The organism is Actinopolymorpha cephalotaxi, from assembly GCF_013408535.1.
Classification (GTDB): Bacteria; Actinomycetota; Actinomycetes; order Propionibacteriales; family Actinopolymorphaceae; genus Actinopolymorpha; species Actinopolymorpha cephalotaxi.
The window spans coordinates 5,756,477-5,782,356 of record NZ_JACBZA010000001.1; the positions used below are offsets into that span (position 1 = coordinate 5,756,477).

The following is a 25,880-nucleotide window of genomic DNA, read 5'->3' on the forward strand; positions in this document are numbered from 1 at the left end:
CGGGTGCCGCCTCACCGGCGGCGCGCTGCGGGTGTAGTTCAATGGCAGAACATCAGCTTCCCAAGCTGACAGTGCGGGTTCGATTCCCGTCACCCGCTCCACAGCACCAACCACGACAAAGCCCCAGGTCAGGGACCATGATCCCTCCGCCTCGGGCTTTCCCACATCTACAGCCTCTGCTACCAGAAGCGGTCCGTGTGCCATCCACGTGCCATTAGCCCGCGCCGGTGAGGCTGGTTCCGGAGCCGTCGTCACTGTCTCCACCCAGGTTGGTCAGACACACCCGAGCGGCCCGCACCCGCGCGTCGACGGCAGCCGCGATCGCCTCATCCGCTCCCCTCGTCCGGTGCTGGTAGATCAGCGCCGCCCGCATCGAGTCGTGCCCCATTCGGTTCATGAGATCGCGGAGCCGCGGAAGCTTACGGCCCCCTGGTCTCCCGACCCGATGCAGGACACCGGCCAAAGCCCGCCGGCCCTCCGCTAGTGGCGGTAGAGCGTCGGAACGATTTCTGACCAGATCGTGTCCAGGATGTCGGTGGTCGCCCCCTGGTAGTGCGAAGTGACCGTGATGCATGCGGCGTGGTGGGGAAACACCACGCAGAACTGTCCGTAGATCCCGTCCATTCGCCAGGCACCGTCGCGGTCGCAAAGCCAGACGTGGCGGCCGTAGGTGGCGTTCTGTGGATGAGGTTCGGTCCCGCAGGTGGCCAGGTGTCCGTCGGTGCTGGTCGTGTCGGTCGTGAGCGCGGCCACGTACTCGGCGGAGACGAGCTGGCGGCCCTGGTAGCGGCCTCCGTCCAGCAGGGTCTGCCCGAGACGGGCGAGTTCGGCCGTTCGCAGGAACAGCCCGACGGCCCCGAGGGAGTAACCAAGAGGACACCGGTGCCATTGCGGGTTGGCGATCCCCAGCGGTGTGAAGAGTCGAGGGACCAGATAGTCGCGCAGGTCCATACCCGAGCAGGCATGGATGATTCTGCTCAGCACGTAGGTGCTGCCGCCGCGATATTGGAACAGCGTTCCCGGCGTGGCAGCCGGTTTCGTAGACAGGAAGTCCGCGGCCGGGTCGCCCGGATGGTCAGCGTCCGGGTCGGGCCATCGCCAGCCCAGGCCGGAGGTCATGGTCAGCAGGTGGCGTATCGTGACCGCCTCGACGCTGGCACTGGCCGCGGCGGCGAGGCTCGGCAGGTGTCGCAGGACCGGATCGTCCACCTTGAGCAGCCCTTCGTCGGCGGCGATACCGACAGCGACCGAGGTGAACGTCTTCGACACCGAGAACACGTCGCGGCGGATGTCAGCGGCCCAGTGTCGCTCCACCGGGTCGCGCCCCTCCTGGTACACATGCACGCCATCAACGCCCAGACCCTGCGCAGCGGCGGCACGGCCAAAGCGCTCCACGCCTTCCAAGACCGCCACCGCTGGTAGCTTCATGGCGCCCGACCTTAACTCACACGCCTTTGACCAAGCTGCCCGCTCCAGACGGGTAGGCACACCCAGCCGCTCGGTGTAGAAGTCGGTGTCCGTCGGTACGGATGCGGTGAACGGGCCGCAGCCGCTCGCCTGCGCCATCCGCGTGCCATTACGGCGGGCCAGGACCGAAGCATTCAGTCACTCCAGTCCGCCGATCCACGCCACCAGACCACGTACGCAGTTCGATCTCTGCGATTCCCAAGCTGACAGTGCGGGTTCGATTCCCGTCACCAGCTCCACCACAAAGGCCCAGACCAACCTCATGATCGGGAAGCCCGGGCCTTCGCAGTCAGCCACCATGAGCGCGTCACGGGCCATTAGCTCGCGCGGTCGACATCCTCAGCCGAGTCGCCATCGTCCGGGCCATCGCCGGTCGTCGACCAAGACCCCAGCGACCTGGAACACCTGACGACGAGGAGCACCAGACCCAAGGCCTCCCGAGCGCGGGCCGCGCAGGTCGTGATCATGCTGCCCGTTGAGCCCTTACGCTAATGAAACAGAGCACCAAAAACCCCGGCCAGTAAAAGCGAGATCGATGGGGAATAGCGGGCTGCACGCCAAGCCACTGGCCGGCTCGAAATTCGAGCTGCCGCCATCCGGTCCGGATGGAGCAAGAAAAACCGCACCAAGCCCAAGAGGATCATATAGAGGGGGAGCCACATGATCAGGACCAGACCAATCGCCCATAGCATCTCGGTATATCTACCTTTGATGCTTGTTAGCCCAACCAGTATTCCGAGAACGGGCCCCGCCACGAGTGCAGCTCTTATCCACTGCAAGTACGCCAAACCCTCCAGGACCTCCGCGGCAGCGCTAGACGTTAGCTGGTCGAATTGTTTCGATCCAAGTTGAGAAATGATTGGGTCGGCAACTCGAGGCGGGGTTCCTACGAGACCGAATCTCAGAAACGGTTCCAAGTAGGGTTTCGACGCCTTTACCAACGGTGATTCCTCCAGCACTTCCGTCAAGTCACCTTCCCGGCGAGGTGCCACATGAACAGACCGAAGAGGATTGCGGCCACGCCGCCCACGCGCGTAAGCATGTGGGACGCATCGCTCGGCTCGTTGGCTTCAGGGTGTCGATACTGCCAACTCGATAGCAGCTGCCACTGGGAGCGCGGGGCGATCACAGACCACACAGCCAAGGCAAAGAACACCACCAGGAACGCCCGCATGAACAGCATGAGCCCTCCGCACGTCGGTGCTCGAAGCGTAAGCCATGATCGTCCTCCGAGGAGACGTTCCAAGGTTCCCGCCGGGCCATCCACGGGCCATTAGCCGAGGTCTCCGGCGGTCACTCCAGGACACTCGCGGCCGATCATCCGGGCGTGGGACCGTCCACAGGACCCGTAGACGTACGTTTCCCAAGCTGACAGTGCGGGTTCGATTCCCGTCACCCGCTCCACCACAAAGGCCAGGCCAACCCCATGATCGGGAAGCCCGGGCCTTCGTCATGCCGCCGCTCGAAGCTCTGGCGTGCTATCTCCGTGCTATTAGCCCGCATCGCCCCGGCTCCGTTTGTCCTCCCTCGGCGCGACGTCTCGTGCGATCTGTGCCGCGATCGCGTCCGCGATGGCACGGTCGGCATCACGGGTGACGTGCTGGTAGATCAGCGCCGCCCGCATGCTGTCGCGGCCCATCCGCGCCACCAGATCTCGCAGCGTCGCCCCCAGCGTCTGGGCCGCGAGGACGTTCCCCGTGTGGCGAAGATCGTGAAAGTGCAGACCCGGCAGACCGAGGTCCGCGACGGTCTTCGCAGCCGCCCGGCCGCGCGGACCCGTCACCACCAGCGGGAGCATCGGCAGTATGTGACCGCGTACACAGCCAGGCATCCGACAGTGGCAGCCGTCACAACCGAAGCCGTCGCCAGGCGACGATGCCGAACCCGCACGCCCCGTCGCGACGCACGAAGCCACTCGACGCAGCCGTAGCCAGCCAGAAGCAGCCCCGGCACAGCCACCGCGACCGTGAGCGCTGGAGCCGCTACGAGGCCAAGGCCCACAAGCGCGACCAGGCCACACGCAGCAAGCCTGACCGCCGCCTCGCCTAGCCCGTCCAGGACCCGCTCGCCGGCGAACACGAACCACGCCAACATCCGGGAATCTCCACCGGGAGCGCGGTGCCTCATAGCCGAGAAGTTGACACGTGGAACCGCGCGCTTGCAAGTGACCCTCCCCGTCCTCCTCGCAAGCCACAGTTCCGTTGGCGTCGTTCTGTCGCCATTACCCTCACCGCATGCGCTGGCGTCTGGCGATGTACGCAGTGGCCATCACGGTCCTCACGGCAGGTTGTTCGGTGGTCGACAACGGGCTTCGCCCACTCCCCACACAGCGGAGTTCCGATCCGGAAGGCGCACCCGAAGGCAGTCGCCGCGACCTACCTGACACCCGTTGTGGCAACGGCGCTGAGCCTGCTGCTGGGAATCGTCGCCCACTGATGCCACGTTCGCCCCTGCATCGACAATTCCGGCTCCGCGACCCGATGCAGGACACCGGCTAAACCCTGTCGGTCCTTCCACTCCGACTGACAAGATCGGCTTGTGGCTGGTGGAGGAGGTGGTGGTGGTCGCGGCCAACCCGACGAGCACCAGACCGAGACCGAAAAGCTCTACGAGAAACTGCTCGAGGGCGTTCCGCCGCGAACCCGCATGTGGGTAGCTCCGGGCTTCGTCTGCGTGATCGTCGGGCTGATCGCGGCCGGAGTTCTCGCCGGGGTCCAAGCCGTGGCCGACCATCCCTTGATTGTTGGTCCGGTCACTGTCTTGTACTGGCCGGTCGCCTTCACTTGGGCACGGCGAAGGAGCGGCGCGGATGCCAACGCCTCACCCGAGGACAGCCAGGTTCGTCCCCAGGATCGAATGCGGGTCTGGGCCGTCGTGGCGGCCACGGCGGTGCTCGCCGGGTTCGGCGGATGGCTGGGCCTGGTACGGGCCCAGGCCGTAGAACGTAGCGGAGCGCGGGCTGTCGGAGTCCTCGTACGCGTCCAGGACGACGCCCCCGACGGGTCGACGCTGACGGTACGGTTCGCGCCGGCCGGCAGCGGGACGCCGGAGCAGTTCCAGCAGGTCGTGTTCGACGCGTTCGATGACCGGCGCGGCAACCGAGTGAACGTCGCCTACGACCCGGCCAATCCTCGACACGCACGAGTGGTCGGACGATGGCCCTCCGCAGCGGACGTACTGATCCCGGCCGGCGTCATCGGCGGAGCGATCTCGCTCTTCGCCCTCGCTTTCAACGCTGCCGCGACTCGCAAAGCACGCGATCAGCAGTGACCGCTCGCCGGCATGGCGATCGACCGCCATCCCGTGTCCCTCGACTTGCCCCGACCCGCCGCCATTCGTTGCCGACAAGAGGACTGGATGATCAAGAACTGCTCCGGTCGCTTCGGCGGCAGACGGATCCGGTGGTCATCGGCAGGAACGGTGTACGTACGTGCCCGAGGGATATCGTGCGCGGCATGGCGCTCGTCCTCCGCCCGTTGGCAGCGAATCGGCTGGCCAATGGCTTGCCGGGCCTGTGCGTGGTCGGCGTTGCCGTAGGAGTGTTCGTGGAGTTCGGGTCGACGCCGTTGGGGCTGATCATCGCTACCGCGTGCGCGTCCGGTGGTCTCCTGTTGGCCGTCCGGGGCTACCGAAGCGGCGTCCTTTGCGATCGAGGCACTGCGACGGTCCGTGGCCTCCTGAGGACCAGGACGATCGCCCGATCGCACATCGTGGAGGTCACCGACTTCCCAGCCATACGCTGGCGGACGGAGGCTGGGAGACCGCGCTGGACCCCGATCATCGCGCTCATGGCCGACAATCGGGAGCTGGCCTACTTCAGGAACCACAAGCTGCGCTCCCTTAGCCAACTTCGTCGGTGGGCGCGGAGACGCCGCTAAGGATGCCCATCAGCTGAACGGATCCCTCAAGTCCCCGGACGGCTGTAACGCAAGGCGCCACTGACACGGCGCGGCCGCCCGGCCGCCCGGCGGGCGTATGAACAGCGCACTGTCGCTGCGGCCGGTAGGTTCGGGCGGTGCCCTGGTACTGCCTCCCGATCATGTGGCTCGGTGCGACTGTGATCTGCGCTCAGGTCCTGCTTGTGGGTAGCCGCCAACGTTCCTTACGCCAACGGCTCGGCGAGATCGGACAGGGCGGGGATGCATGGGGGCTTGCCCTCGTCGCCGTCATCGCGGGTGGCGTGATCGGAGCGACGGCAGGCGCCGCCGGACCGGGCGTGGGGACAGTGCCGCAGTCGGCATGGGCGTAGGCCTCCTGGCCTGGACCATCGGGGTCGCCGTGGCCCTCATCTCGTCCAACCGCGACACCAGCGGTGGCGACCACCGGGCCAACGAATGACGTTCCCGCCCCGTTCTCCTCGCAGGCCGGCCTGGCTGGTTGCGAAGAACGCCACCTGCTGGTGGAGACCAGGTATGTGCCGGCAGCGCGCCGAGAGCACTACGCCGATGACGGTGAGCCAGGCGGCGAAGGACGAAGCGGTTCCCACGAAGCGTCGACCCTAGTCGTCCGCGTCCGCATGCGCCCGCGAAGATCGGCCGTGGGATCGGTGCCGCGCCGTGCGGTCCGGGCGCAAATCCCACAGGGCGAAGGCCGCCGAGACAACGGCGCCGCCACCGAAGACCGCCGGCCCGAGGTAGTCGCCACCCCACCGAACGTCCTGAAACATGGATGGGTCGTCGGGGTCGTAGACCACGCGGATCGGATCGCCCTTTCCTACGGGAGGGTCGTCGACGAAGTCGCCGGTCCAGTCCTCCACCTGGCGGCCGTCCTTGGTGGTGAAGCGCACCGTGATGCGCGGACCGTCACTCCCTTTCCCCACCCAGTAGGGAGCACGCGTCCTGTCGAGGACCACCCCCTCCGCGATCTGGCCATGCGTAGCCAGGACGTACCTTGCATAGCCGAGAACGATGGCAAGCGCGGCGAAGAGGGCAGCCGCCACCAAAGCTGGAATGACCGAGCGTGGAGCCCGTTGACCTCCGCTCCCCATCCCGGGGTGCTCCTCTCCATACAGTTCGGGCCGCGGATCCGACACCACGGCCCACGACCGGAGTATGCGCTACGTCGCCAACGTTCACCTGGCGCGCGAGAAGCCCCAGTCAGGGATCATGATCCCTTCAGCCCCGGGGTTTTCTCATGACCGGCCGGGTCCCGGGTGGTAGCCGTTCGTCTCAGGTGAGTGGGATACTTCGCGGGTGAACGCGCCTCCTGACGGATTGCCGGTATACCGGGTGCTGACCGGTCCCGACGACGAGAAGTTCTGCCGCCGAGTGAGCGAAGCAGTAGCGCTTGGCTACCAGCTGTACGAGGGCCCTGCCGTCACCTTCAACGGTCAGGACGTCATCGTCGCCCAAGCGGTGATCTGGCCGACGCACTGAGGGCCCCGCGCTGTACGTGAGCAAGCTCGCGACAGCACTCAGTCCGTGGCGGCCGACAGAAGCCTTCGAAGTCACCCGGACAAGGCTTCGGGATGGGCGAGAAGCCACTCGCTGAATTGCTGGAACGGTTGCGTCCGGCGAAGCCACTCGGCTGGATCTTTGTCGAGCCACGCACCAGCGGGAAAGAAGAGCATCACCGCAACCGTGTAGGGAGTCAGGGCTTGCCCTTCCTGGGCGGTAAGTTTCCATCCGGCAGCATTTTCGTATTCTTCGACAAAGCCTGCCACTCGCTCCCAGGGGACTGCGCTCGGCTCTACCGGCAACTCTTCGGCGTGCGTGAACACCGTCTGCCCGAAGGAGAAGGCCAGGTCATGGATGCGTGGCCTGTTGGCCGCGCAGGCGAAGTCGAGGTAGACAGTTTCCTCGCCTTGGGCTCTACCGACATTCTCCAGATTGATGTCACCGTGGACGATCTGACCCGGAAGCTCGGCAGTCGGAACCCACTGGCGACGCATCGTCTTGATGAGGTCATGAAGAGTGTCGACGAGCCCGATCGCTTGGGAATCGACTCCCACAGCAGTCCGGGTGAGCGTCAACCAGCGCTGTAACGTGCTCGGCGCAGCGAAGAACGGCAGAACCGGACGCGGTATCACTGCATCAATATTCACGAGTGCGCGCTGCAGTTGGCCCATGGCCTGGAACATCCAGGGGTAGGAGTCCCAGGTCGGTTTCAGCTCCTCGTACGGCATGTATGGCTCAAGCTCCGCCCACGAGAACGCGCACCGCAAGGCCGCCGAACCCGCATGCGGAAGCGGCCTCGGCACCGCCAGACCCATGTCGGCAAGCTGCCGCCGAACTTCCTGAACGGCTACGAGCCGACGGCGAGAGACATACTTCGGATGTATCCGCAGCACCAAGTCCTCGGTCCCGTCAGTCGCGCCATCCACGGGTCCCAGCCGAAGGTTTCTGCTCGTGAAACCGCCGAGCTCAATCACGGAACCACCAGGCACAATCTTCGCCGCCAGACGCTGCACATCCGAGTCGCCGGGCATGGCGAAACCGCCTTCGCGCACCGTCATGGGCACAGTCTCGGGGGAGGTCCCGGTTCACGTCCACAGACTTGTCAGGGGCCCAGACGTCGGACGCCACGTCACGGCCCACGGCCCAGTCAGATCGCGACGATAATCGAACACGACGATGCGGTCTGTGCCGCGGGCAGCGGCACATGCCGGCCGGCGGTGCCGCGCAGGAGGAGTGGACGGGTGACGAGCGAAGCATGGTGGACCACCCAGAAGGCTCAGGCGAGCATCCAGGCGATCGGCGACGCCGTGGCGCAGGAGTTCGGAGAGTCCAGTAAAGAGGACGAAGCCGGCCCGTTGTCGCGGGGATACGTCGGGACGAGTCTGGACCACGCGACGCAGACTGTGGTCGTGGTAGTCGACCCCGAGCTCGTCGACATGGAGCGGCTGACCGAGCGAATGTCCGCCGCCCCCGGCGTCAGTGGCATCCCTTTGCGCGTGGAGCCGAGCGCCTACACCTCGGCGGAGTTGCTCGAAGCGGGGGCGGTCGTCAGGAACCGCGCCTGGCATCCGCGGGCGGCGCAGGTGCCGTTCACCTCCTGGCTGGCCGCCGACTCACGCTTCGTCGTCACGCTGCGGCAGGAAGACGAAGACGTGGCCCGCGCGCTGACGGATCGGCTGGGCGACCGAGTACGCATCGAGCGGGGATCGCCCCGCCGAATGCCGAGACGTGCCCCTGGCTGAGTGACAGAGCGATCTTGCGTCACGCAACGGCCAGGTTGAGAACGCCGCGATGCTGTTGGACGTACGCCAGGTCCCCGAGCATTCCGTCGCGATGCGTCCTCTCCTGCCACATCCTTGCCCAGCCCGGCTTGCCCGCCCTTCCCCAAGACTCGAGCGTGTCCAGTGCGCACCGGATCCGCCGCTCGATCAGCTCCGGCAGACGGGCACGCTCGTCGGGGGTGAGTTCGTAGGCGTCGCAGAGGAGCCGGAGCCGGGTAGCGCGGTGTGTGACGTCGGTTGGCCAACCTCGCCCTGCCGAGTCGCCGTAGAACGGTACGAACCGCCAGGCTGCGTAGGCGACGTCCCACACCGGCGGGCCGGGGGCCGCCAAATCCCAGTCGAGGAAGGCGACGGGCACTCCGCCGTCGTACACCGTGTTGAACGGCGCCAAGTCGTTGTGGCAGATGACTTCGCCTTCAGCCGGTGCTCCCACCATCAGTTGCCACTCGGCGTCGACGGGTGGCCGAAAGCTGCGGCACAGGTCGTGGTAGCGGCGGATGAGGCGGCCGGCCTCGACCAGTGCGCGCTCCGACCAGACCCAGTCGGGGTCGCCGGAGCTGTCGGTCGATCCGTGGATGAAGGTCAGTACCTCCCGGCCCTGCTCGTCGAGACCGATCACTCGGGGAGCCGCTTCGAAGCCGTGAGCTTCGAGATGCCGGAGAAGCTGGTGAACGGCAGGCGTCCAGGCGCCGACAGGCCGGCGCACCGTGTCGCCCATACGGACAACAGGGCCGAGGTTCCCACCAGTGAGCGCTTCTTCTGGCACAGCGCAATGGTACGAACCACTGTCGAGCGTTGACGTACGCCGACTTCGCAGCCGCAAGAACAGCCCTATGGACCTGGCTATTCACTCGGTATATAGTCCGCGGCATGTCGATCCCTCGGACGCTGCTCGGACTGCTCGAGGATGAGCCGTCGTACGGCTACACCCTGAAGCAGCGTTACGACGAGCTCTTCGCCCGCACCAAGAATCTCGCCTTCGGTCAGGTGTACTCCACGCTCGCGAGGCTCGAACGCGACGGCTTCGCATCAGTTGTCGGGGTCGAGTCCGGTGAGGGACCGGAGCGGCGCCGCTATGCGATCACCGACGACGGCGTGGTCGAACTCGACACCTGGATCCGCACGCCCGAGCCGGCCACCTCGTTCGCGCAGAGCGTGCTGTTCGTCAAGACGACGCTGGCACTGCTGTCGGGGCGTTCGCCGTCGGACGTTCTCGACGCACAGCGCAGGGTCCACCTGGCACGCATGCGCGAGCTCACGGCCTCGCGCGCGGAGTCGGACGACGTGCAACTGCTGGCGGTCGACTACGAGATCGCTCACCTCGACGCCGACCTGCGCTGGATCGAGGAGACCGGGCACCGTCTCGAGCAACGCCGTGGGAGCCGGCGGGCGAGGGGCCGGAGCTGAACGGGGCACTCGTAGCCCGTCAAGGCTGTGGTCCGACGCCGACCTAGAACAACCAACGGGGAGAACAGATGAACTCGTCACGGGAACTACTCGGGGCCTCCGGGCTCCGGCTGTCGTTCGGCCTCACCACGGCTCTGGACGGCGCGTCGATCGTCGTCCAGCCTGGTGAGATCGTCGCTTTGATGGGGCCCTCCGGGGCGGGCAAGTCGACGCTCCTGCACTGCCTGGCAGGAATCCTGCGGCCGGACGACGGTGAGGTGTGGTTCGACGGAGAACGACTGGACACGATGTCCGACCGTGCCCGGAGTGCACACCGGCTCCGGCGGTTCGGCTTCGTCTTCCAGTTCGGCGACCTCGTTCCGGAGCTCACGCTGCGCGAGAACGTCCTCCTCCCCCTTCGCCTGCTGCGGGCGGGTTCGGATGCGCTGGACCGGGCAGCCGAACTGCTCGACACCCTGGAGATCGACCGGGTTGCCGACCGGTTGGCGGCCGAGGTCGCGGGCGGCGAGGCCCAACGCGCCGCCGTGGCACGGGCGCTGGCCCACCAGCCGGCAGTGATCTTCGCGGACGAACCCACCGGCGCCCTCGACAGCGTGTCGGGTGAGGTCGTCCTGTCGACGCTGATCAGGCTCGCCCGCCAGCACGGCAGCAGCGTCATCCTGGTGACCCACGACAACCGGGTCGCTGCGCACGCCGACCGTGAAGTCGTCATGCGCGACGGGCGTCTCGCCGCGGGGGTGGCAGCATGACGCCGACGATCGTCCTCGGGCTCCGCCTCGCGAGGGGCATCGGAGTCAGCGGCCGGCTACGGGCCAGCCTCGTCGTCGCGGCGACCGGCGTCGCCTCCCTCGTCCTGCTCGCAACCGTCACCCTGATTCAGGTCGGCGTGGTCTCCTCTGGTGGGGGCCTGCGTCCCGAGGACCAGGTGCTCTACTCCGCGATCGCGGCCACCGTCGGCGTACCCGTCCTGCTGCTGCTCGCCTCCGTCACAAGGCTTTCCGTCTCGGTACGGGACCGGCGGTTGGCCGCCCTGCGGTTGCTCGGCCTCTCTCCCGGACAGACCCGGATGGTCGCCGCGACCGAGGCTGCCGTACTCGCGGTCGGAGGGCTTCTCCTCGGCGGATGCGCGTTCTACGCCGTCTGGCCTTTCGCCGGCGAGCTTCTCGCCATCGGTCGCCGGTTCACGGCCGCGGACATCTATCCGACCGTGCCGCAGGTCCTCGCCGTCGCCATCGGCGTGCCGGTGCTGGCGGTCGTGGCCGCGCTCGCTCCCACGCGTGCGGTGACGGCCCGCCCGCTCGCCGTTCGACGAGGCGCTACGGCGAAAAGGCCGAGCCTGTTGCGCGTGGTGCCTGTTCTGGCCGGTGCGGCCCTGATGTCGTGGATGTTCACGAAGCCGCAGGAGGAGTTCGCGTCGCCTGAGGACCTGTCGGGATTCCAGCTCTTCCTCGTGGGAGCGATCCTGTCCGCCGTGGGCCTGGTCCTGGTGGTGCCCGTCCTGGTGCGTACTGTCGCCGAACTGCTGGCCCGGCTGACCCGCAGGTCCGTCGTCCTCGTGGCCAGCCGCAGGTTGCGGCAGGAGCCGGCGGCGACCACCCGCCTGGTGGCGGGCCTGCTTCTGGCGGTCTTCGTCGTCACCGGCGCCCGGTGTCTCCTCACCGCCTGGGAGCGGGATCCGGCGTACATCGAGGTCTCTCAGGCGGCCGCGACCGGCACGCAGGTGATCACCGTGACAGGTATGGGCCCCGCAGACGCTGCCGCCTCACTGCGCTCGCTGGCTGCCACGCCCGCGGTCCGCAAGGTCGTACCGGCCGACTTCCACCAGGACCTGTGCGACGGCGACTACTGCTTCAACGTGTACGTCGGCACCTGCGCGGAACTCAGTCGGCTCCAACCGGTCTCCGGATGCCGAGACGACAGGATTGCCTGGATCAACCCGACCGGCACGGACACCGATGCGGACCCAGCGCAGGATGCCCTCCCGCCACCAGGTACACCTCTTGTCCTCCAGCCCGAGAGCGGTTCGGCGAAGGTCGAGATCCAAGCTCCGTCCGCCCACATCCTCCCGTCCGGGGGTGATGGAAACGCCGTCCCGTATCTGGACTCGGCTGTCTTCCTGCCCAGGAGTGTTCCGGGGACTGCCGCCCTGGTGCCGCCGGCAGAGCGCAGCTACGTCATCTTCGCCGATGCAGGTGAAGAGAACGCGGACAGGGTTGTCGATGCGCTGCCGGCGATCGACTCGGCGGGCGTCTCCGTGATGGCACCCGACTACACGGCCTTCAAGCAAGTCAGCAACTACCGCCACATGCTGTGGGGTGTCACCGGGGTCGTGGTGCTGACCGGCCTCGTGGCGTTCGGGATCGCGGCGATCGACAGGGCGCAGGAACGCCGCCGCGAGGTCGCCTCCCTGCACGTGCTCGGCGCTCCCGCGGGGCTCGTCCGGGGAAGCCAGCTGCTCCAGGCGCTGATCCCCCTCGGCATCGGCCTCCCGCTCGCGGGCGGGCTCGGCTTCCTTGCCGGCTCTGGCTACCTCGCGTTCGCCCAGCTCCGTGAGTACGCGCCCTGGCAGTCGGTCCTCACGCTCATGACGATCTCGTTGGCGGCGGCCGTTCTTGTCGCGGCCTCGTCCGTCGTCGCACTTGGTGCCGGTTTCAGCCCGGCCATGCTCCGGCGCGAGTAGGACGCCTGACTGGGAAAGGACGTCTCGATGCGCACAGCGAGCTGTCATGCGGTCCAGTGCAGGAACACGTCTCCGAGCCACAGGACCGCGAACCACAGCGCCAACCCCAGTAGGGGCATGGCGAGAGTCAGCAGAGGTCGGCGGCGGCGCGATCGTACGGCAGCCAGGAGCAGCAGGCACCAGACCAGGCCGAAACCCACCACCGCCCACCACGGCACGGCCAGCCCGCTGACGACGTAGAGGAACAGCAACGGGACGAGGCCGACGAGACCCAGCCAGCCCAGGGCGACCCGCACTCGATTGCTCACGCGCCCATAGTCGCTGGGGACCGGGCCCCGCCGCCAGCGATCCCTGCACCACTAGCCGATGGCGGCTGCCAGATCTTGATAGGCCGGTACGAGTTCGCCCCAGCGCGAACCGTCGTCGGCGGCGGCCTCGCGCCCGGCGAGGTAGCCGGCCAGGTGTTCGGCATGGATCTGCCACCCGGCTCCGTAGAACGCGACCTTGTCCAACGGCATGCCGTAGGTCTCGATCACCAGGATGGTCTGGTTGCCGTCGGCAGTCAGCGTGGCCTCGAGGGTCTGGTCGAAAGGTGGCACGCCGCCGTCACCCTTCCGCCAGGACTCGTCGGTCTCCCTGGTCGTCACCTGCAGCCGCCGTGGGGGTTCGCACACCTTCACCCGACCGGCCGCACGCAGGTCCGCGCCTTCGAGATAGCTCTGGAACTCTCCACCGGCACGGAGGTCACCGTCGACCTTGCCGTACCAGCGGGCCAGCCGGTCCGGATCGGTGAGTGCCGACCACAGGTCGTCGATGTCGGTGTCGTAGCGATCCTCGATACGTACGAGGCCAAGGCCGTCGGCAGTCCCGAGACTCCCCAGAATGCGAGTGCCGCCACCTGTGCTGGTCATCTGGTGCACCTCCGTCAGCGTTCCCCTAGCCCCGCTTCGATGTGCAGCGCGTCCAGCGCTTCCACGCAAGCAAAGGTACCCATCCGGTTACGTAACCGTCAAGGTACACAACTGCCGGGAGGTGACCGCGCTACGGCACTGTGGCCCAGGGCCCGCTGATCGGAGAGCCGTTCATGCCTGGGAGTCCTCGCCGTGCACTCGTTCGTTCGATGAGGCGGGCCAACGGCCAAAGACTCCGCGCAGTACGAGCAACGTCGCGATGATGCCGGCCAAGGTCGCCGTCGCAGCCTGGAGCGCCGCCTCACCTCCGGCGAATGTCGCCGTGCTCGACATGAGCACGATCACGATCACCGACGTCGCGAGCAGAACGGCGCCGCCTCCGACCCACGCCCACTGCGGCGAATGCAGATCGTGGTGAGAAGCTGCCGTCTCCGGGAACGGCAGGTCGCTGAGGACCCGTCCGAGCTCACCAGCCGTCTGGGCGGTCAGCGCGATCCCCAGGCGTTCCTCGAACTCCTCGGCACTCAGCCTGCCCTTCGCATGGTGGGCAGCGAGTTGGTCCGCGCACATGTGGCGTTCCTCATCGCCCACGCGTCGCGGTCTGTGAGCGGGCTCGGGTTGTACGGTCACCGAACCGACCCTAATCCCGGGACCAGCCGTCAAGTTGTACTTGCGCGGTCGACGTGCCGCCTGCCGCGATCGAATGACCGAGCGCTGTCAGCGGACCGGATGTCCAGGTGCGAGGAGCGCCGGCGGCGGGCCGGCCAGCACGGTCGCCGCGTCACTCACGGACAGATCCAGCAAGGCGTCACACGTCGGTGCCGCGCATTCGCAGTCGAACGTCCGGACGAGCCGACCGGCATCGGGTAGGCCGTGCCGGCGCGCGAGTCCGGTCATCGAGTGGGTGACGGCGACCTCGTTGGCGTACCGCAGCAACTGCTGCCGTTCACGCGCACCCCGCGCTGTGGGGCCTGCGGCGATGCGCTCGGCGAAGTGGTTCTCGACAGCAGCCACGGTCTGGCCCACAGTCTGGTTGTCGACGACGATCGTGGCCGCGCCCGGGGCGGCCACGAGTTGGTCCTGGATCAACTGGCGGCCCCACAGGTATCCATCGTGCGCCTCGCCCGGGTTTCGTCTTTCGAGCCGGGCTCGTTGCTCTTCCTGCGAGGGCATCAACCACACCGCGTTGCTCGACGGCCCGGCCAGGTCGGGGGTGACGAGCGCACCCTCGACCACGACCAATGGCCAGGGCAAGGACAGCAGGTCCGCACTGACCATCGGCCCGCGATCGAAGTCGCCCGGACCGTCGTCCGGAAACTCCACGCCTGCAGCCGCCGCCCGGTTTCTGTACTGCCACGTGTGCGCATCCATGCTGTACCACCGCAAGCCGTTGCGCCTCGCCAGCAGACGGCTCACCGTCGTCTTGCCGGCAGCGGCCGGGCCACCGATCCACAGAACATGCGAGAGATCTCCCACGGCCCGGCCTGCTACCTCGTAACCCCGAGCGAGCCGACGTCAGCCGGTGGAACCTTGGACGCGATGGCGCGGGCGAGCGCCGCCTGGTCCTCCTCCGGTACGTCGAAGTACCCCTGGGTCTCCATCATCAGCGCCCGAAACTGCTGCTCCTCGTACGCCACACCAGGTGGCAGCGGCGCGAGGTGCCAGTGCACGTGCGAGTTTCCCTGCTTGCTTCCCAGGCTGAGTACGTACAACCGCTCGGTGGGCAGCACCTCCGAGACCGCGACGCCGACCCGGTGCACGACCGCCTGCAGCCGGAGGTACTCCTCCGTCGAGAAGTCGGTGACGGCGTTCTCCCGATGTTCGATCGGAGCGACCAGAACATAACCGAGAAGCGTCGGATAGCGATTCAGGAAGGCGATCGACGTGTCGTCCCGGTAGATCGGCGGATGCTCGTGCGGATTCGTTCCGTCGATGACCTTACAGATGAAGCAGGGGGCGGACTGCGACCTCGCGCTGTAGGCCTCGAGGTCGAGCTGCCGTCGGGGGTACGTCGCCTCACGCATGCTCGGCGATCTTGCCAGATCCCTCGGCGGGAGCCCGGCGAGGAGCGCCTCGAGCCCGTCTTCTCTTCCCACTGGCGCCCGGGCCTGATAGTCATGCAAGCCACCGCGCTGATCGATACGGGGAGCACAGATGAAGAGTTGGCGCTACTTCACCGCCCTGACAGCGGCCTCGCTGGCCCTGGCGAGCACGGGGTGTTCTGGCTCTGCGGATCGCGGGGACCCGACCGAGACCCCCACGGTGACCGCGACCGCGACGAGGAAGCCGGCAACGACGCCATCGCCGGAGCAGGAACTCGAGATCCCGGCGGGAGTCACGCTCGTCGTCAAGCCGTTCCGCCACACCGGGGACCACACGCTGTCGTTCCGTCCTCGCACGGACGTCTTCAGCCTCAGGTTCCTCTGCACGGGTGGCGGACAGGTCCGCGTTTCTCTCACCGCTGGAAAACCTGCGGACGCGAAGCCATGCGACGGCGCTATCCTCCGCGCGACCTACGCCATAGGCAGTCGTGGCTCCCGCCAGACCCTCCGAGTCGACGCGGAGCCCGACGCGACGTGGCGGTTGGCAGTGGCCGAGGGGGACGCGTTGGGGCCGAAGGTCGATCAGTGACCTAGCGGGAGCCGGCGGCGTCGAGAACGGCGGAGATGGGTCCGAGGTCGGCGACGAACTGATCGAGTTCCTCCGGCTTGAGGATGTCGTACGCCGGTGCGGCTAGGTCGTCGGTGAGCGCCTCGATCCGTTCCTTGGTTTCGCGGCCGGCGTCGGTGAGCCATCCGGATTCGTCGACGAGTCCGCGGGCCCGCATGCCGTCGACGACCGCGGCCAGCTGCGCCGCCGGAAGGTGGTGGACCCGGCCGAACTTCTCGGCGGGGATGCCCTCGGACAGTGCGCCGAGGACGTGCGCCTCCGTACCGCCGATGCCAGCGGCGACCAGGGCGACGTTGTGACCGTCTCCGCGGTGCTCGCGGAGCAGCGTGGCCGCGTGCCAGAGCCGGGCCACGGGTTCCTCGGGGACGGGAAGCGCCCGGAGTCCGGCGTACAGGGGCCGGCCGACCATCGACGCCGAGGTCGCCGCCTTGGTGGCGAGGTCGGCGGCCCGAGCCAGCCCCGGCGAGTCGGCCAGGTCCCCCAGAATCCGCCGCAGCGCCGTGACCGCGCCCTGCTCGCGAGCCGCGAGTGCCGCTTCGGGAGTGGTCTTGGTCCAGACGCGGGGGATATGGCGCGCGACCTCGCCGTCGGCGAAGTTGTAGAAGACCGCGTGCACCACCTCGGCCGGGGCTCCCTGACCGAGCGGCGCGGCCCTCCCTGCGAAGTAGCCGTCCCAGTAGTTACGGAGACCGAGCGCCATCAGCGCGTCGGTCGGCTCCTCGCAGAAGTAGGCGACCAGGTGGATCGGCTCCACGAGCTGGTGCATCCGGCGGGCGGTGAGCTTCACGGGTGCTCCTCTGTCGGGCCGCGGCCGCGAGTACGACCGCCTCACCCCTGCCACGAACGCCGAGGCCCCGATCCGACAGCGGGTCGCGAGATTCCTTCGAGGAAAGCCGGGGCTTACCTGAGCTCTTCGGACAGGGCGACGATGATCTCCCCAGGGCCACGGACGTAGCACAGCCGGTAGATGTCCTCGTACTGCTCCACCTCGCCGATGAGCTCCCCGCCGTGGGCTCGCAGGCCCGCGACGGCGGCGTCGACGTCGTCGACGGCGAACATGATGCTGCGCAGGCCCAGCGTGTTCCCCAGCGCGTTCTTAGGCTCCGGACTGATCACCTCCGGGTGGTGGAACTTCGTCAGCTCGAGCCGGCCGTGGCCGTCCGGGGTCCGCAACATCGCGATGTCGACGCGGACGCCGTCGAGCGCGTTGATCCGGTCCACCCAGGGTCCCTTGATCGGCGCCTCGCCCTCCAGCTCCATGCCGAGTTCCACGAAGAACGCCTTGGCGGCCTCGAGGTCCTCGACGACGACGCTCACGTGGTGCAGCTGCTGAATCGCCACGGTGGTTCTCCTTGATCGTTTCCTCGTCGCGCGGCCTGTCGTGGCCACTGGTCTACCTGGGACGGAGCCGGTGCCGAGTTCTCGACACCCCGACCGTACAAAGTCTCCAGAAATCTGTACGAGTCACCCGGCGGCGCTTCGTTCTTCGAGGCCAGTGGCGTTCAGGAAGGTACGGATGCGCTGGGACCAGACCTCGGGTTTCTCGAAGTGGCACATGTGTGCGGCATCGTCGATGGTCGCCAGCTCACTGGTGGGGAGCGCGGCGTGCAGCCGTCGGGCGAGTTGTACGGGAAAGCCCATGTCCTTGTCTCCGTGCAGGATCAGGATCGGCTTTCCCCATGCCCGCAGAGCCTCCTCGGGATCGACCGTGAGCCACGGGTGCATCCGCCCGGCCACGTAGGCCTCCCAGCTCCAGTCGCCCTCGTCGAGGCCCTCCAGCAGATTGAGATAGGCGGGCGCCAGGTCGAGGTCCCAGACGAAGACCGTGGAGTTTCGCAGCGCACCGTGCTGGGCGTCCTCGGCACGCTGACGCCGTTGGTATTCCTCCCAGTGCTGGAGATACGGCTCGTTGTCGGCCGCGGTGTAGGCGGAGGTCGAGGCCAGCACGAGGCGGCGCACCTGGCCGGGATGCTCGGCCACGAACTGCATCGCGGCCCGCCCGCCGGTCGAGAACCCGAGCAGGTCGACCTGGCCCAATCCGAGGACGTCGATCAGCCGGTGAGCGTCCTCGACGACGTACTCCGGCTGCAGAGCTTCCTCGGGCAGACCGCGACTGCTCCGTCCACAGCCGCGAAAGTCGAACAGCACAACGTGATGGTCGCGTGCCAGGGGTTCGAACCCGGGCAGCAGATAGCTGTGGCCGACGTCCGGCCCGCCATGAAACACCAGCAACGACGGCTTGCCCGGCCGGCGCTCACCTAACTGCCGTACGAACAGCGTCACGTCCCCTACGTCGACCAGCTCACCGTCGTCCATGCCGAGCAGGCTCCCAGACCCCACCGACAGCCCCGGAAGCCTTCGGTCAGGTCCTCAGCTGGGCCGCGGCGTTCAGAGCCTGCTCCGCGAACGTCACCATGGTGCTCGCGCCCGATGCCGTACCGACTTCGATCGCTTCGCGCGCGATCCGTTCCGCGCCGGCCCGGTCGCCCCGGTCGACGGCGACGAACGCCAGTCCCACCAGGTTTGCCGCAACACCCTCCTCGAAGCCGACCGCGCGCCGCAGCCGCGTCGACTGCTCCAGCAGGTCCCGCGCGCCGTCGAGGTCACCGGCCTGGTGCCGGGCGATCGCCAGATGGCGCAGGGAGTACGACAGCCACAGGTCGTCGTCGGCGTCGCGGCTGAGAGTGGCAGCGCGTTCCAGCAGGGGCACCGCGGTCTCGCCGTCCTTGCCCAGCACCTGGTGGTAGCAGCCCTGCCAGAACAACGCCCGGCCCTCGCCCGCCCTGTCCCCGCGCCGGCGGTACTCCTCCGCGGCTCGCTCGAAGCAGGCGAGTTCTTCGGCGTCCGGCTCCCCTCCCGCGAGGGCGAGGGAGTGCCGCAGCATGCCGCGAGCGAGGTCGGTGCCCGGCTCGTCGCCCACCAGCGACTCCAGCGCAGGCAGCAGGTCGCTCGTGTCGCCGCAGAACACGGCCTGTCGACAGGCGCGATCGGCTCGTTCGGTCATCGACGTCCTCCCAGTGGTCCGCGACGACTGTGCCAGCTGCTGATCACCGCGCGCCACGCGTCCTCCTGCGGGCCGGTGGTCAGTCGAGGTGCCGGCGGATCGCACCACGGATCTGCTGCTTCGTCATGGGGTCGGTCGACAGGGCGCTGTGCAGCACCAGCCCTTCGATGAACGCGTCGAGCTCCCTGGCGGTGGTGGGGTCGAAGTGGAGTTCCAGCGCCTTCCGGCTACGGGCCATCCATGCCTGGGTGACGGCCTTCAGCGTGGGGTTTCGGGCCGCGGCTCCGTAGAGCTCGACGGCGAGGACGAGGTCTCGGCCCGAGCCGGCGCCGAGCAGGTCCTCCCAGATCAGCGTCACGACGGCTTCCACCGCCTCGTCCCGGTCACCCGCGGCACCCAGCCGCTCGTCGAAGGCGCGGGCGGCGGTGTCCGCGTGCCGGCTGAACGCCTCGGCGAGCACCTCCTCGAGTGAGCCGAAGTGGTAGGTCATCGATCCCAGGGGCACGTCGGCGACCCGGGCGATCTCCCGGTGCGTCGTTCCGGCCACACCCCGCTCGGCGATGACGGTGAGCGCGGCGTCGATGATCCGGTCGCGCCGCCCGGGGTCCTGCCGCCGGGGGCGCCGGCCGACCTGACCTGTGGAGGTGGCTGCAGCGGAGGTGGCGGCGGCGCTCATGCCGCACCCGGCTCGATCGTACGGACGACGCGCGCCGGGTTGCCCACGGCGACGACGTTCTCGGGCAGGTCGCGGGTGACGACCGCGCCGGCGCCGACCACGGTGTTGGCGCCGATGGCGACGCCGGCGAGCACGATCGCCCCGCTGCCCAGCCACACGTTGTCACCGATGCTGATCGGCTTGGCGGCTTCCCACTTCGCCCGGCGCAACTCGGGGTCGACCGGATGGGTGGGTGTGAGCAGTTGGACGTTCGTACCGATCTGGACGTCGTCGCCGATGGTGATCGCCGCGACGTCCAGCGCGACCAACCCGAAGTTGGCGAACGTCCGGGCGCCGATGCGGATGTTGCTGCCGTAGTCGACCCGCAGCGGAGCCCTGATGTAGGAGTCCTCGCCGAACGCGCCGAGCAGCTTGCCCAGCAGCCTTCGTTGCTGCTCGGGGTCGCGCGCCGACGTTGCGTTGAACTCGTCCATCAGGTCCATCGCCTGGAGCTGGGCTTCCAGGATGGCCGGGTCGTCCGCGACGTAGAGATCGCCGGCCAGCATCCGCTCGTGCATCGAGCGCCCGTCCGCATCAGTGCCAGTACCCATGTGTACGAGCGTACACATCCTAGGTACGCTCGTACGGCGCGGACCGGTGCAGTTCCTCGCCTGCTGTCTTCTCACCTCTGGGCCCGAAGGACGTCATGACCTCCACCATCGCCACGCCGACGACGCCGGCAACGGTCCGCGCCGCCACGGCGGCGACCTACGCCGCGTTCATCGGATCGGGTTTCGCGTTCGCCAGCTGGGCCTCCCGGATCCCGCAGGTACGCGACCGCCTCGAACTCGACTCGGCCGCGCTCGGCCTGGTACTGCTCGCGATCGCCGTGGGTTCACTGCTGGCGTTGCCGCTTTCCGGGCCGGTCGTCACCCGGATAGGTTCGGCCCGCACCGTCACGGCGATGGCCATCCTGCTCGCCGTCGGTCTGACCACGGCCGCGCTCGGCTCGCTCATCGGTGTCGTACCGGTGGTGATCGGGTTGTTCCTGCTCGGCTTCGCCAACGGCGCGTGGGACGTGGCGATGAACGTCCAGGGCACGGTCGTCGAACGCCACCTCGACCGGTCGATCATGTCCCGCTTCCACGCAGGGTTCAGCCTCGGCACCGTCGCCGGCGCGCTGGTCGGCGCCGCCATGGTGGCGCTGCACGTGGAGGTCGCAGTTCACCTGGCCGCGGTCGCCGTACTGGTGGTGATCCCCGTGGTGTGGTTCGCGCGGCGGTTCGTCCCCGATCACGACGGGACCGACGAGGACCACGACGAGGCCGGGCAGCCGCCGCGCGGCGGTGCGCTGGCCGCCTGGCGGGAGCCGCGCACCCTGCTCATCGGGCTCTTCGTCCTCACCTTCGCGTTCGCCGAGGGCGTCGGCAACGACTGGATCAGCGTCGCCTCGATCGACGGCCACGGCGTCTCGCCCGCGCTCGGCACGCTCGCGTTCGCCGGCTTCCTCACCGCCATGACGGCCGGTCGCTGGTTCGGCCCCGGGCTGCTGGACCGGTACGGCCGGGTCCGCGTGGTCCGCACCATCGCCCTGATCGGCATCGTCGGGGTGGGCGTGTTCGTCTTCGCGCCCGTGCCGGGCCTCGCCTACGCCGGCGCCCTGCTGTGGGGCCTCGGCGCGTCGCTCGGCTTCCCGGTCGGCATGAGTGCCGGCGGGGACGACCCGCGGCGGGCCGCTGCCCGGGTCAGCGTCATCGCCTCGATCGGCTACTGCGCGTTCCTCGCCGGGCCGCCCGCGATCGGCTTCCTGGGGCACCAGATCACCGTGCTGCGTGCGCTGGTCGTCGTGGCCGTACTCCTCGGCCTGGCCGTGCTCATCGCCACCAGCGTCCGTCCCCTGTCCGCCGTACAGCCGGCGCCCGACGAGGCCGCCGACCGGGCCGCCTGACGCTGCCGCACGGCACGGGCGGGGCGCCACACCGGAGGTTCTATCGGGGCTTGAGAACGACCTGGGTGGGTGCGTCCTTGGGAACCACGACGGCCCGCCAGGTGTAGGTCTGCCCCTTCGGCCCGCCGGTGATGAACCGGTCGCCCCTGGCCTGTCCGGGCTTGTCGTCGACGAACGTGAAGGCGCGGTGTCCGTTCACGGTGATCTGGTGCAGGCCGCCCGCGCGGTCCGCGACGCCGATCCGCACCCCCAGCGTGCCCGGGTCCGCCACGTCTCCGGTCCGCACCACGACGGGATGCCACACCGAGGTGCAGGACCCGGTGCACACACCCACCTTCGAGTTCACCGGCCCGCTGTTGGTGTAGACGGTCAGCCCGCGATGGTCGGTCAGGAGACGGCTGAACCCCGCGATCTCCCGGCTCCGCAGCACCGACGGCCCCGCCGTCGGGGTGTACGCGGGCGGCGCGCTCGGCACGAAGCCGGCCGGGTCGCCGGACTGGGAGGGCTTCGGGTTTCCCCCGCAGCCGGTGACCAGCAGCGCACCCACCACCGTCGCCGCCACGGCCAGCCGGACGACGCCCGCACGCGCGTGCGGGCCGCGTCCGTTCCGGTACCGCGCTCGGTTCGTCACCATCAGCTGACTCCATGCCTTCGTGGTTTCGGCAGAACCTTCGTGGTTTCGGCAGACAGGGCTGCAACCCGCGCCGGGCCCGCGGGCCTGGTCACTTCCGTGGCTTGAAGACGACCTGGGCAGGTGCGCCCTTCGGGACTCGTACGGCACGCCAGGTGTAGGTCTTCCCGCTGGACGAGCCGGTGATGAACAGGTCGCCCTGAAGCTGCCCGGGCCGGTCCGCCACGAAGGTGTAGGCGCGGCGTCCGTTCACGGCGAGCTGGTGCCCCTGGCCGGGGCGGTCGATGGTGCTGATCCGTACCCCCAGCGTGCCCGGGTCGACCAGGTCGCCGAGGTTCACGAGTACGGGATGCCACACGGAGGTGCACGAACCCGTACACACGGCGTTCGCCGGGCTCGCGGGACCGTCGTTGACGTAGATGCTCAGGCCCTGGCTGGTGGTCATGATGCGGCTGTAGCCCTTGACCTCGCGGGTTCTCACCGCCGCGGCCTGGACGGTGGGGGTGTACGCGGGCAGGGCGCTCGGCACCCATGCGGCCGGCTTGCCACGCGTGGGTGAGTCACCCTGACATCCGGCGACCAGCGCCGCGACGATCACCACGGCCACGACGGAGACTGTGGCGAGACGTACGACACCCCGCGGCCGTCGCGAGCGTGGGCGCGCTGTGAGCCGGCTGTCCGGATACCGCGTTCTGTTCGTCATGTCGACTCCGTACTCATCGCTCTAACGGGATCGTCGCCGGAGCGGTCGAGGGGAGGACGATCACCGACCAGGTGTAGACGTCACCGGTCGTGGTGCCGGTCAGGAAGTGCTGCCCGCGGGTCTGGCCGGGCAGCTTGTCGACCACGAACGTGTAGACGCGACGCCCGTTGGTGGTGAGCTGGTGCAGTCCGCCGGGCAGCGGCAGGGTCCCGAAGGTTTCCCCCGGCACCCCGGCGACCTTCGACCGGACGCTCGCCGACCCGACCACCAGCGGGCGCCAGATGTTCGTGCAGACGCCCTTGCAACGGGACACGACCTGGCTGGCGGGAACGCTGTCGGTGGCGTAGACCGTGAGGCCACGGGAGTCGGTCAGCACCCGCCCACCGCCCGGAAGCGTTCGCGAGCCCAGCCTCGTCGGCCCCACCGTCGGTGAGTACGACGGACGCGGACCTTCCCCGCTGGACGTCGGCACCGGAAACCCAGAACTCACCGGCACTCCCTTCCGGACTGGGGGCGAGCCCTGGCAACCGGTCACCGCGATGGTCACGACGACGGTGAGCAGGACCAACAGTCCCCAGGTCGATCCGCCGCTTCTTGACGTCGAACTGGTCATCCGTACCCCTGATCCGTGGGTTCACCTGGGCGTGAAGACGACCTCGGTCGGCGCGGCATCCGCGACTCGTACCGCCCGCCAGGTGTAGGTCCGGTTCTGTGCCCCGCCGGTGATGAAGGAGTCGCCACCGACCTGCCCGGGCCCGCTGTCGGCGACGAACGTGTACGCGCGGTGCCCGTTGACGGCGAGCTGGTGCAGCCCGCCAGGACGTTCCAGGACGGTGAGCCGAACTCCCAGCGAGCCCGGACCTGTCAGCTCCCTGGCGTCGACGATCACCGGATGCCAGACCGAGGTGCACGAACCCGTACACCCGGGCACCTTCGAGTTGACCGGTCCGCTGTTGGTGTAGATGGTCATCCCCCGGTGGTCGGTGAGCAGCCGGCTGAAACCTTTGACCTCCCGGGTAAGCACCACGGACGGGCCAACCGTCGGGGTGTACGCGGCCGGGGCGCTCGAGACAACCGCTGCCGTCGGGTCGTCCCGGGTTGAAGGTGAGTTTCCCTGGCATCCGGCGACCGCCGCCATCGACATGATCGCGGCCGTGGCCACCGCTCCTGCACACCACCCGAGACCGGGCCGCCGCGCACGCGGTGCGGGTCTGGAGTCCTGGGACCGCGCGCTCCCCATGGCCACCCCCTCTGCGGTGCCCCCTACCCTCCGTTCCGGATCGGCCAACCCATTACCAGGATCGCGGCGACCTGGACGGGCCGGACGAGGCCAAGGGTTGGCCTAGCCTGAGCGGGTGGTCACCAGAGAACGGGACGGACGCACATGGCTGATCGGGACCGGTGCCGACGTCACGTGGATCGTTCGCGGCACCTCCGTGAGCCGGACCGTCACCGCGGCCATCCCGCCGGATTTCGCGGCGTACGCCACCCTGCTGCTGCCCCAGGAGACCGAGGAGCAGTACGAACGCGACCGCGCGCTGGTCTCGCTGCTGCGTGAGCAGTCGCCGGACCAGCCGTGGTGGATTGGTTACCTCGACACCGGTGCCGACGACATCGTTTTCCCCGACGCGCCCAAGGTGACCATGTACACGGGCTGGCGGTACGTGCTGGTGGAGGCCGGGCCGGAGCAGGCGACGACCTGGCGGCACCAGCAGGCCGGGGCGTTCTGGCTGGGCTCGTTGCCCAACCTGATGTTCCCCGCGGACCGTTCCTGGCTGGTGTCGACGATGTGGGACGACGACCGGACCTGCGTCGGCGGGCCGGCCGGGCTGGTGGACCGGCTCGTCCGTGACCCGGTCCTGCGGGGCCGGCAGGTGACCCTCGACCAGGACGCCACCCCGCCCGATCGCCCACCCTGCTGAGCAGTCCGGTCGATGTCGGCGCCGGCCACTAGGGTTTCCGACCGTGAGGACGGACGAATGGCTGGCGGACACCCGCACCTCCTACGACACCGTCGCGGTCGGCTACGCCGACTTCGTGCGGAGCGCCCTGGCCGAACAGCCCTACCTGCGAGCGGGTCTGGCGGTGTTCGCCGAACTCGTGCACGCCGCCGGGGACGGCCCGGGCCCGGTGGCGGACGTGGGCTGCGGGCCGGGACACGTGACCGCGCACCTGCACTCGTTGGGGCTCGACGCCTTCGGCCTGGACCTGTCACCGGCGATGGTCGACGTGGCCCGCCGCGGCCATCCCGGCCTGCGGTTCGAGGTGGGCTCGATGACCGAGCTGCCACTCGCCGACTCCTCGGTCGCCGGACTGGTGGCGTTCTGGTCGTTGATCCACGTACCCGACGAGGTGGTGCCGACGGTGCTCGGGCACTTCCGGCGGGTGCTGCGCCCCGGCGGCCCGCTGCTGCTCGGCTTCCACGTCGGCGACGGATCGACGCTGAAGACGCAGGGCTACGGCGGCCATCCGATGAGGGTCCACGTCCACCGGCGACGCCCGGAGCAGGTGACGGACTGGCTGCGCGACGCCGGTCTCACGGTCTCCACCGAACTGCGGCTCGACGTCGACCAGAGTTCCCAGGGCGCGTTGCTCTTCGCCCGCCGCGGTGATTCGTTCCGCTGAAG

32 protein-coding genes and 1 tRNA gene are annotated in these 25,880 nt (G+C 68.5%); 11 read left to right on the forward strand and 22 right to left on the reverse strand.

The window, feature by feature from the left end; genetic code table 11:
* Positions 1-27: 27 nt before the first annotated feature.
* A tRNA-Gly gene (locus FHR37_RS25575) sits at positions 28-101 on the forward strand.
* A gap of 113 nt (positions 102-214) precedes the next feature.
* Here the strand turns inward: FHR37_RS25575 and FHR37_RS25580 are convergent.
* The 4 genes from FHR37_RS25580 to FHR37_RS25595 all read right to left on the reverse strand — a co-directional run bounded on the left by FHR37_RS25580 (position 215) and on the right by FHR37_RS25595 (position 3,265).
* Positions 215-388 (reverse strand): hypothetical protein, encoded by a 174-nt coding sequence (locus FHR37_RS25580; protein WP_175542840.1) that lies wholly within the window; start codon positions 386-388, stop codon positions 215-217.
* 92 nt (positions 389-480) lie between these two features.
* Positions 481-1,566, reverse strand: coding sequence for a serine hydrolase domain-containing protein (locus FHR37_RS25585; RefSeq protein ID WP_092890246.1), 1,086 nt, complete (start codon positions 1,564-1,566; stop codon positions 481-483).
* Positions 1,567-2,431: 865 nt separating this feature from the next.
* Entirely contained in the window at positions 2,432-2,650 is a 219-nt protein-coding gene (locus FHR37_RS25590) for a DUF6199 family natural product biosynthesis protein (RefSeq protein WP_092890252.1), read from the reverse strand.
* Between the two features lie 309 nt (positions 2,651-2,959).
* Positions 2,960-3,265: a site-specific integrase gene (locus FHR37_RS25595; protein WP_175542842.1), complete on the reverse strand. Its 306-nt coding sequence runs from the start codon at positions 3,263-3,265 to the stop codon at positions 2,960-2,962.
* 740 nt (positions 3,266-4,005) lie between these two features.
* Between FHR37_RS25595 and FHR37_RS33305 the strand changes: the two genes are divergently transcribed.
* Positions 4,006-4,737, forward strand: coding sequence for a DUF3592 domain-containing protein (locus FHR37_RS33305; protein WP_092890255.1), 732 nt, complete (start codon positions 4,006-4,008; stop codon positions 4,735-4,737).
* A gap of 1,228 nt (positions 4,738-5,965) precedes the next feature.
* Here FHR37_RS33305 and FHR37_RS25605 read toward each other — a convergent pair.
* Positions 5,966-6,406: a DUF3592 domain-containing protein gene (locus FHR37_RS25605; RefSeq protein ID WP_175542843.1), complete on the reverse strand. Its 441-nt coding sequence runs from the start codon at positions 6,404-6,406 to the stop codon at positions 5,966-5,968.
* 253 nt (positions 6,407-6,659) lie between these two features.
* Here FHR37_RS25605 and FHR37_RS25610 point away from each other — a divergent pair, with 253 nt between their 5' ends.
* On the forward strand, positions 6,660-6,842 hold the full coding sequence (locus tag FHR37_RS25610; protein WP_092890264.1) for a DUF1737 domain-containing protein: 183 nt from the start codon (positions 6,660-6,662) through the stop codon (positions 6,840-6,842).
* Positions 6,843-6,913: 71 nt separating this feature from the next.
* Here the strand turns inward: FHR37_RS25610 and FHR37_RS25615 are convergent, their stop codons facing one another.
* Positions 6,914-7,921 carry a phosphotransferase gene (locus tag FHR37_RS25615; protein WP_092890267.1) on the reverse strand — a complete coding sequence of 336 codons (1,008 nt, stop codon included), beginning with the start codon at positions 7,919-7,921 and terminating at the stop codon, positions 6,914-6,916.
* Between the two features lie 183 nt (positions 7,922-8,104).
* Between FHR37_RS25615 and FHR37_RS25620 the strand changes: the two genes are divergently transcribed.
* Complete coding sequence (locus FHR37_RS25620; RefSeq protein WP_092890270.1) at positions 8,105-8,605, forward strand: hypothetical protein; 501 nt, start codon at positions 8,105-8,107, stop codon at positions 8,603-8,605.
* A 19-nt stretch (positions 8,606-8,624) separates the two neighbouring features.
* Here FHR37_RS25620 and FHR37_RS25625 read toward each other — a convergent pair whose 3' ends face one another.
* On the reverse strand, positions 8,625-9,263 hold the full coding sequence (locus FHR37_RS25625) for a phosphotransferase (RefSeq protein ID WP_175542844.1): 639 nt from the start codon (positions 9,261-9,263) through the stop codon (positions 8,625-8,627).
* Positions 9,264-9,514: 251 nt separating this feature from the next.
* Here FHR37_RS25625 and FHR37_RS25630 point away from each other — a divergent pair, with 251 nt between their 5' ends.
* The 3 genes from FHR37_RS25630 to FHR37_RS25640 all read left to right on the forward strand — a co-directional run bounded on the left by FHR37_RS25630 (position 9,515) and on the right by FHR37_RS25640 (position 12,731).
* Positions 9,515-10,051: a PadR family transcriptional regulator gene (locus FHR37_RS25630; protein ID WP_092890276.1), complete on the forward strand. Its 537-nt coding sequence runs from the start codon at positions 9,515-9,517 to the stop codon at positions 10,049-10,051.
* A 68-nt stretch (positions 10,052-10,119) separates the two neighbouring features.
* Positions 10,120-10,800 (forward strand): ABC transporter ATP-binding protein, encoded by a 681-nt coding sequence (locus FHR37_RS25635; RefSeq protein ID WP_092890279.1) that lies wholly within the window; start codon positions 10,120-10,122, stop codon positions 10,798-10,800.
* On the forward strand, positions 10,797-12,731 hold the full coding sequence (locus FHR37_RS25640; protein ID WP_092890282.1) for an FtsX-like permease family protein: 1,935 nt from the start codon (positions 10,797-10,799) through the stop codon (positions 12,729-12,731). The genes FHR37_RS25635 and FHR37_RS25640 overlap by 4 nt, the downstream gene beginning before the upstream one ends.
* Positions 12,732-12,775: 44 nt before the next feature.
* Here FHR37_RS25640 and FHR37_RS25645 read toward each other — a convergent pair whose 3' ends face one another.
* The 5 genes from FHR37_RS25645 to FHR37_RS25665 form a co-directional block, all read right to left on the reverse strand.
* Positions 12,776-13,039, reverse strand: coding sequence for a DUF4407 domain-containing protein (locus FHR37_RS25645; RefSeq protein WP_237769133.1), 264 nt, complete (start codon positions 13,037-13,039; stop codon positions 12,776-12,778).
* Positions 13,040-13,090: 51 nt separating this feature from the next.
* A complete protein-coding gene (locus FHR37_RS25650) occupies positions 13,091-13,642 on the reverse strand; it encodes an SRPBCC domain-containing protein (RefSeq protein WP_092890351.1) in 552 nt (183 codons plus the stop codon).
* Positions 13,643-13,813: 171 nt separating this feature from the next.
* Entirely contained in the window at positions 13,814-14,272 is a 459-nt protein-coding gene (locus tag FHR37_RS25655; protein WP_330831771.1) for a DUF1707 SHOCT-like domain-containing protein, read from the reverse strand.
* 87 nt (positions 14,273-14,359) lie between these two features.
* Positions 14,360-15,013: a hypothetical protein gene (locus FHR37_RS25660; protein ID WP_139239250.1), complete on the reverse strand. Its 654-nt coding sequence runs from the start codon at positions 15,011-15,013 to the stop codon at positions 14,360-14,362.
* Between the two features lie 116 nt (positions 15,014-15,129).
* A complete protein-coding gene (locus FHR37_RS25665; RefSeq protein WP_092890293.1) occupies positions 15,130-15,666 on the reverse strand; it encodes an HIT family protein in 537 nt (178 codons plus the stop codon).
* Positions 15,667-15,796: 130 nt separating this feature from the next.
* Here FHR37_RS25665 and FHR37_RS25670 point away from each other — a divergent pair, with 130 nt between their 5' ends.
* Positions 15,797-16,273: a hypothetical protein gene (locus FHR37_RS25670; RefSeq protein ID WP_092890296.1), complete on the forward strand. Its 477-nt coding sequence runs from the start codon at positions 15,797-15,799 to the stop codon at positions 16,271-16,273.
* A gap of 1 nt (position 16,274) precedes the next feature.
* Here FHR37_RS25670 and FHR37_RS25675 read toward each other — a convergent pair whose 3' ends face one another.
* From FHR37_RS25675 to FHR37_RS25700, 6 genes are all read right to left on the reverse strand, one after another.
* Entirely contained in the window at positions 16,275-17,099 is an 825-nt protein-coding gene (locus FHR37_RS25675) for an SCO6745 family protein (protein ID WP_202818410.1), read from the reverse strand.
* Between the two features lie 113 nt (positions 17,100-17,212).
* On the reverse strand, positions 17,213-17,653 hold the full coding sequence (locus FHR37_RS25680) for a VOC family protein (protein ID WP_092890299.1): 441 nt from the start codon (positions 17,651-17,653) through the stop codon (positions 17,213-17,215).
* Between the two features lie 123 nt (positions 17,654-17,776).
* On the reverse strand, positions 17,777-18,628 hold the full coding sequence (locus tag FHR37_RS25685) for an alpha/beta fold hydrolase (RefSeq protein ID WP_092890302.1): 852 nt from the start codon (positions 18,626-18,628) through the stop codon (positions 17,777-17,779).
* 46 nt (positions 18,629-18,674) lie between these two features.
* Positions 18,675-19,316 carry a tetratricopeptide repeat protein gene (locus tag FHR37_RS25690; protein ID WP_139239251.1) on the reverse strand — a complete coding sequence of 214 codons (642 nt, stop codon included), beginning with the start codon at positions 19,314-19,316 and terminating at the stop codon, positions 18,675-18,677.
* A gap of 79 nt (positions 19,317-19,395) precedes the next feature.
* Positions 19,396-19,992, reverse strand: coding sequence for a TetR/AcrR family transcriptional regulator (locus tag FHR37_RS25695; RefSeq protein ID WP_092890308.1), 597 nt, complete (start codon positions 19,990-19,992; stop codon positions 19,396-19,398).
* On the reverse strand, positions 19,989-20,582 hold the full coding sequence (locus tag FHR37_RS25700) for a sugar O-acetyltransferase (protein ID WP_092890311.1): 594 nt from the start codon (positions 20,580-20,582) through the stop codon (positions 19,989-19,991). Before FHR37_RS25700 ends, FHR37_RS25695 begins: the two co-directional genes overlap by 4 nt.
* Before the next feature lie 95 nt (positions 20,583-20,677).
* On the opposite strand from FHR37_RS25700, the gene FHR37_RS25705 reads away from it, so the two are divergent.
* Entirely contained in the window at positions 20,678-21,919 is a 1,242-nt protein-coding gene (locus FHR37_RS25705) for an MFS transporter (RefSeq protein WP_092890314.1), read from the forward strand.
* 40 nt (positions 21,920-21,959) lie between these two features.
* Here FHR37_RS25705 and FHR37_RS25710 read toward each other — a convergent pair whose 3' ends face one another.
* The 4 genes from FHR37_RS25710 to FHR37_RS25725 form a co-directional block, all read right to left on the reverse strand.
* Complete coding sequence (locus FHR37_RS25710; RefSeq protein ID WP_092890317.1) at positions 21,960-22,553, reverse strand: COG4315 family predicted lipoprotein; 594 nt, start codon at positions 22,551-22,553, stop codon at positions 21,960-21,962.
* 88 nt (positions 22,554-22,641) lie between these two features.
* Positions 22,642-23,157 carry a COG4315 family predicted lipoprotein gene (locus FHR37_RS25715; RefSeq protein ID WP_092890321.1) on the reverse strand — a complete coding sequence of 172 codons (516 nt, stop codon included), beginning with the start codon at positions 23,155-23,157 and terminating at the stop codon, positions 22,642-22,644.
* Positions 23,158-23,266: 109 nt separating this feature from the next.
* Positions 23,267-23,743 (reverse strand): COG4315 family predicted lipoprotein, encoded by a 477-nt coding sequence (locus tag FHR37_RS25720; RefSeq protein ID WP_139239252.1) that lies wholly within the window; start codon positions 23,741-23,743, stop codon positions 23,267-23,269.
* A 144-nt stretch (positions 23,744-23,887) separates the two neighbouring features.
* The gene (locus FHR37_RS25725; protein ID WP_139239253.1) at positions 23,888-24,280 is read right to left on the reverse strand and encodes a COG4315 family predicted lipoprotein; all 393 of its coding nucleotides are present in this window, start codon (positions 24,278-24,280) and stop codon (positions 23,888-23,890) included.
* A 328-nt stretch (positions 24,281-24,608) separates the two neighbouring features.
* Between FHR37_RS25725 and FHR37_RS25730 the strand changes: the two genes are divergently transcribed.
* Complete coding sequence (locus FHR37_RS25730) at positions 24,609-25,175, forward strand: hypothetical protein (RefSeq protein ID WP_175542845.1); 567 nt, start codon at positions 24,609-24,611, stop codon at positions 25,173-25,175.
* Between the two features lie 43 nt (positions 25,176-25,218).
* Positions 25,219-25,878 carry a class I SAM-dependent methyltransferase gene (locus tag FHR37_RS25735; protein ID WP_092890330.1) on the forward strand — a complete coding sequence of 220 codons (660 nt, stop codon included), beginning with the start codon at positions 25,219-25,221 and terminating at the stop codon, positions 25,876-25,878.
* The last annotated feature ends 2 nt before the right edge of the window (positions 25,879-25,880 follow it).

What these genes read in the sequence shown, in the direction of transcription:
- FHR37_RS25700 (WP_092890311.1), bottom strand. Translation starts at nt 20,582, where the DNA reads ATGGGTACTGGCACTGATGCGGACGGGCGCTCGATGCACGAGCGGATG.
- FHR37_RS25595 (WP_175542842.1), bottom strand. Translation starts at nt 3,265, where the DNA reads ATGCTCCCGCTGGTGGTGACGGGTCCGCGCGGCCGGGCGGCTGCGAAG.
- FHR37_RS25660 (WP_139239250.1), bottom strand. Translation starts at nt 15,013, where the DNA reads ATGGATGCGCACACGTGGCAGTACAGAAACCGGGCGGCGGCTGCAGGC.
- FHR37_RS25580 (WP_175542840.1), bottom strand. Translation starts at nt 388, where the DNA reads ATGGGGCACGACTCGATGCGGGCGGCGCTGATCTACCAGCACCGGACG.
- FHR37_RS25650 (WP_092890351.1), bottom strand. Translation starts at nt 13,642, where the DNA reads ATGACCAGCACAGGTGGCGGCACTCGCATTCTGGGGAGTCTCGGGACT.
- FHR37_RS25630 (WP_092890276.1), top strand. Translation starts at nt 9,515, where the DNA reads ATGTCGATCCCTCGGACGCTGCTCGGACTGCTCGAGGATGAGCCGTCG.
- FHR37_RS25590 (WP_092890252.1), bottom strand. Translation starts at nt 2,650, where the DNA reads ATGCTGTTCATGCGGGCGTTCCTGGTGGTGTTCTTTGCCTTGGCTGTG.
- FHR37_RS25705 (WP_092890314.1), top strand. Translation starts at nt 20,678, where the DNA reads ATGACCTCCACCATCGCCACGCCGACGACGCCGGCAACGGTCCGCGCC.
- FHR37_RS25670 (WP_092890296.1), top strand. Translation starts at nt 15,797, where the DNA reads ATGAAGAGTTGGCGCTACTTCACCGCCCTGACAGCGGCCTCGCTGGCC.
- FHR37_RS25635 (WP_092890279.1), top strand. Translation starts at nt 10,120, where the DNA reads ATGAACTCGTCACGGGAACTACTCGGGGCCTCCGGGCTCCGGCTGTCG.
- FHR37_RS25640 (WP_092890282.1), top strand. Translation starts at nt 10,797, where the DNA reads ATGACGCCGACGATCGTCCTCGGGCTCCGCCTCGCGAGGGGCATCGGA.
- FHR37_RS25710 (WP_092890317.1), bottom strand. Translation starts at nt 22,553, where the DNA reads ATGGTGACGAACCGAGCGCGGTACCGGAACGGACGCGGCCCGCACGCG.
- FHR37_RS25690 (WP_139239251.1), bottom strand. Translation starts at nt 19,316, where the DNA reads ATGACCGAACGAGCCGATCGCGCCTGTCGACAGGCCGTGTTCTGCGGC.
- FHR37_RS25685 (WP_092890302.1), bottom strand. Translation starts at nt 18,628, where the DNA reads ATGGACGACGGTGAGCTGGTCGACGTAGGGGACGTGACGCTGTTCGTA.
- FHR37_RS25585 (WP_092890246.1), bottom strand. Translation starts at nt 1,566, where the DNA reads ATGGCGCAGGCGAGCGGCTGCGGCCCGTTCACCGCATCCGTACCGACG.
- FHR37_RS25665 (WP_092890293.1), bottom strand. Translation starts at nt 15,666, where the DNA reads ATGCGTGAGGCGACGTACCCCCGACGGCAGCTCGACCTCGAGGCCTAC.
- FHR37_RS25615 (WP_092890267.1), bottom strand. Translation starts at nt 7,921, where the DNA reads ATGACGGTGCGCGAAGGCGGTTTCGCCATGCCCGGCGACTCGGATGTG.
- FHR37_RS25695 (WP_092890308.1), bottom strand. Translation starts at nt 19,992, where the DNA reads ATGAGCGCCGCCGCCACCTCCGCTGCAGCCACCTCCACAGGTCAGGTC.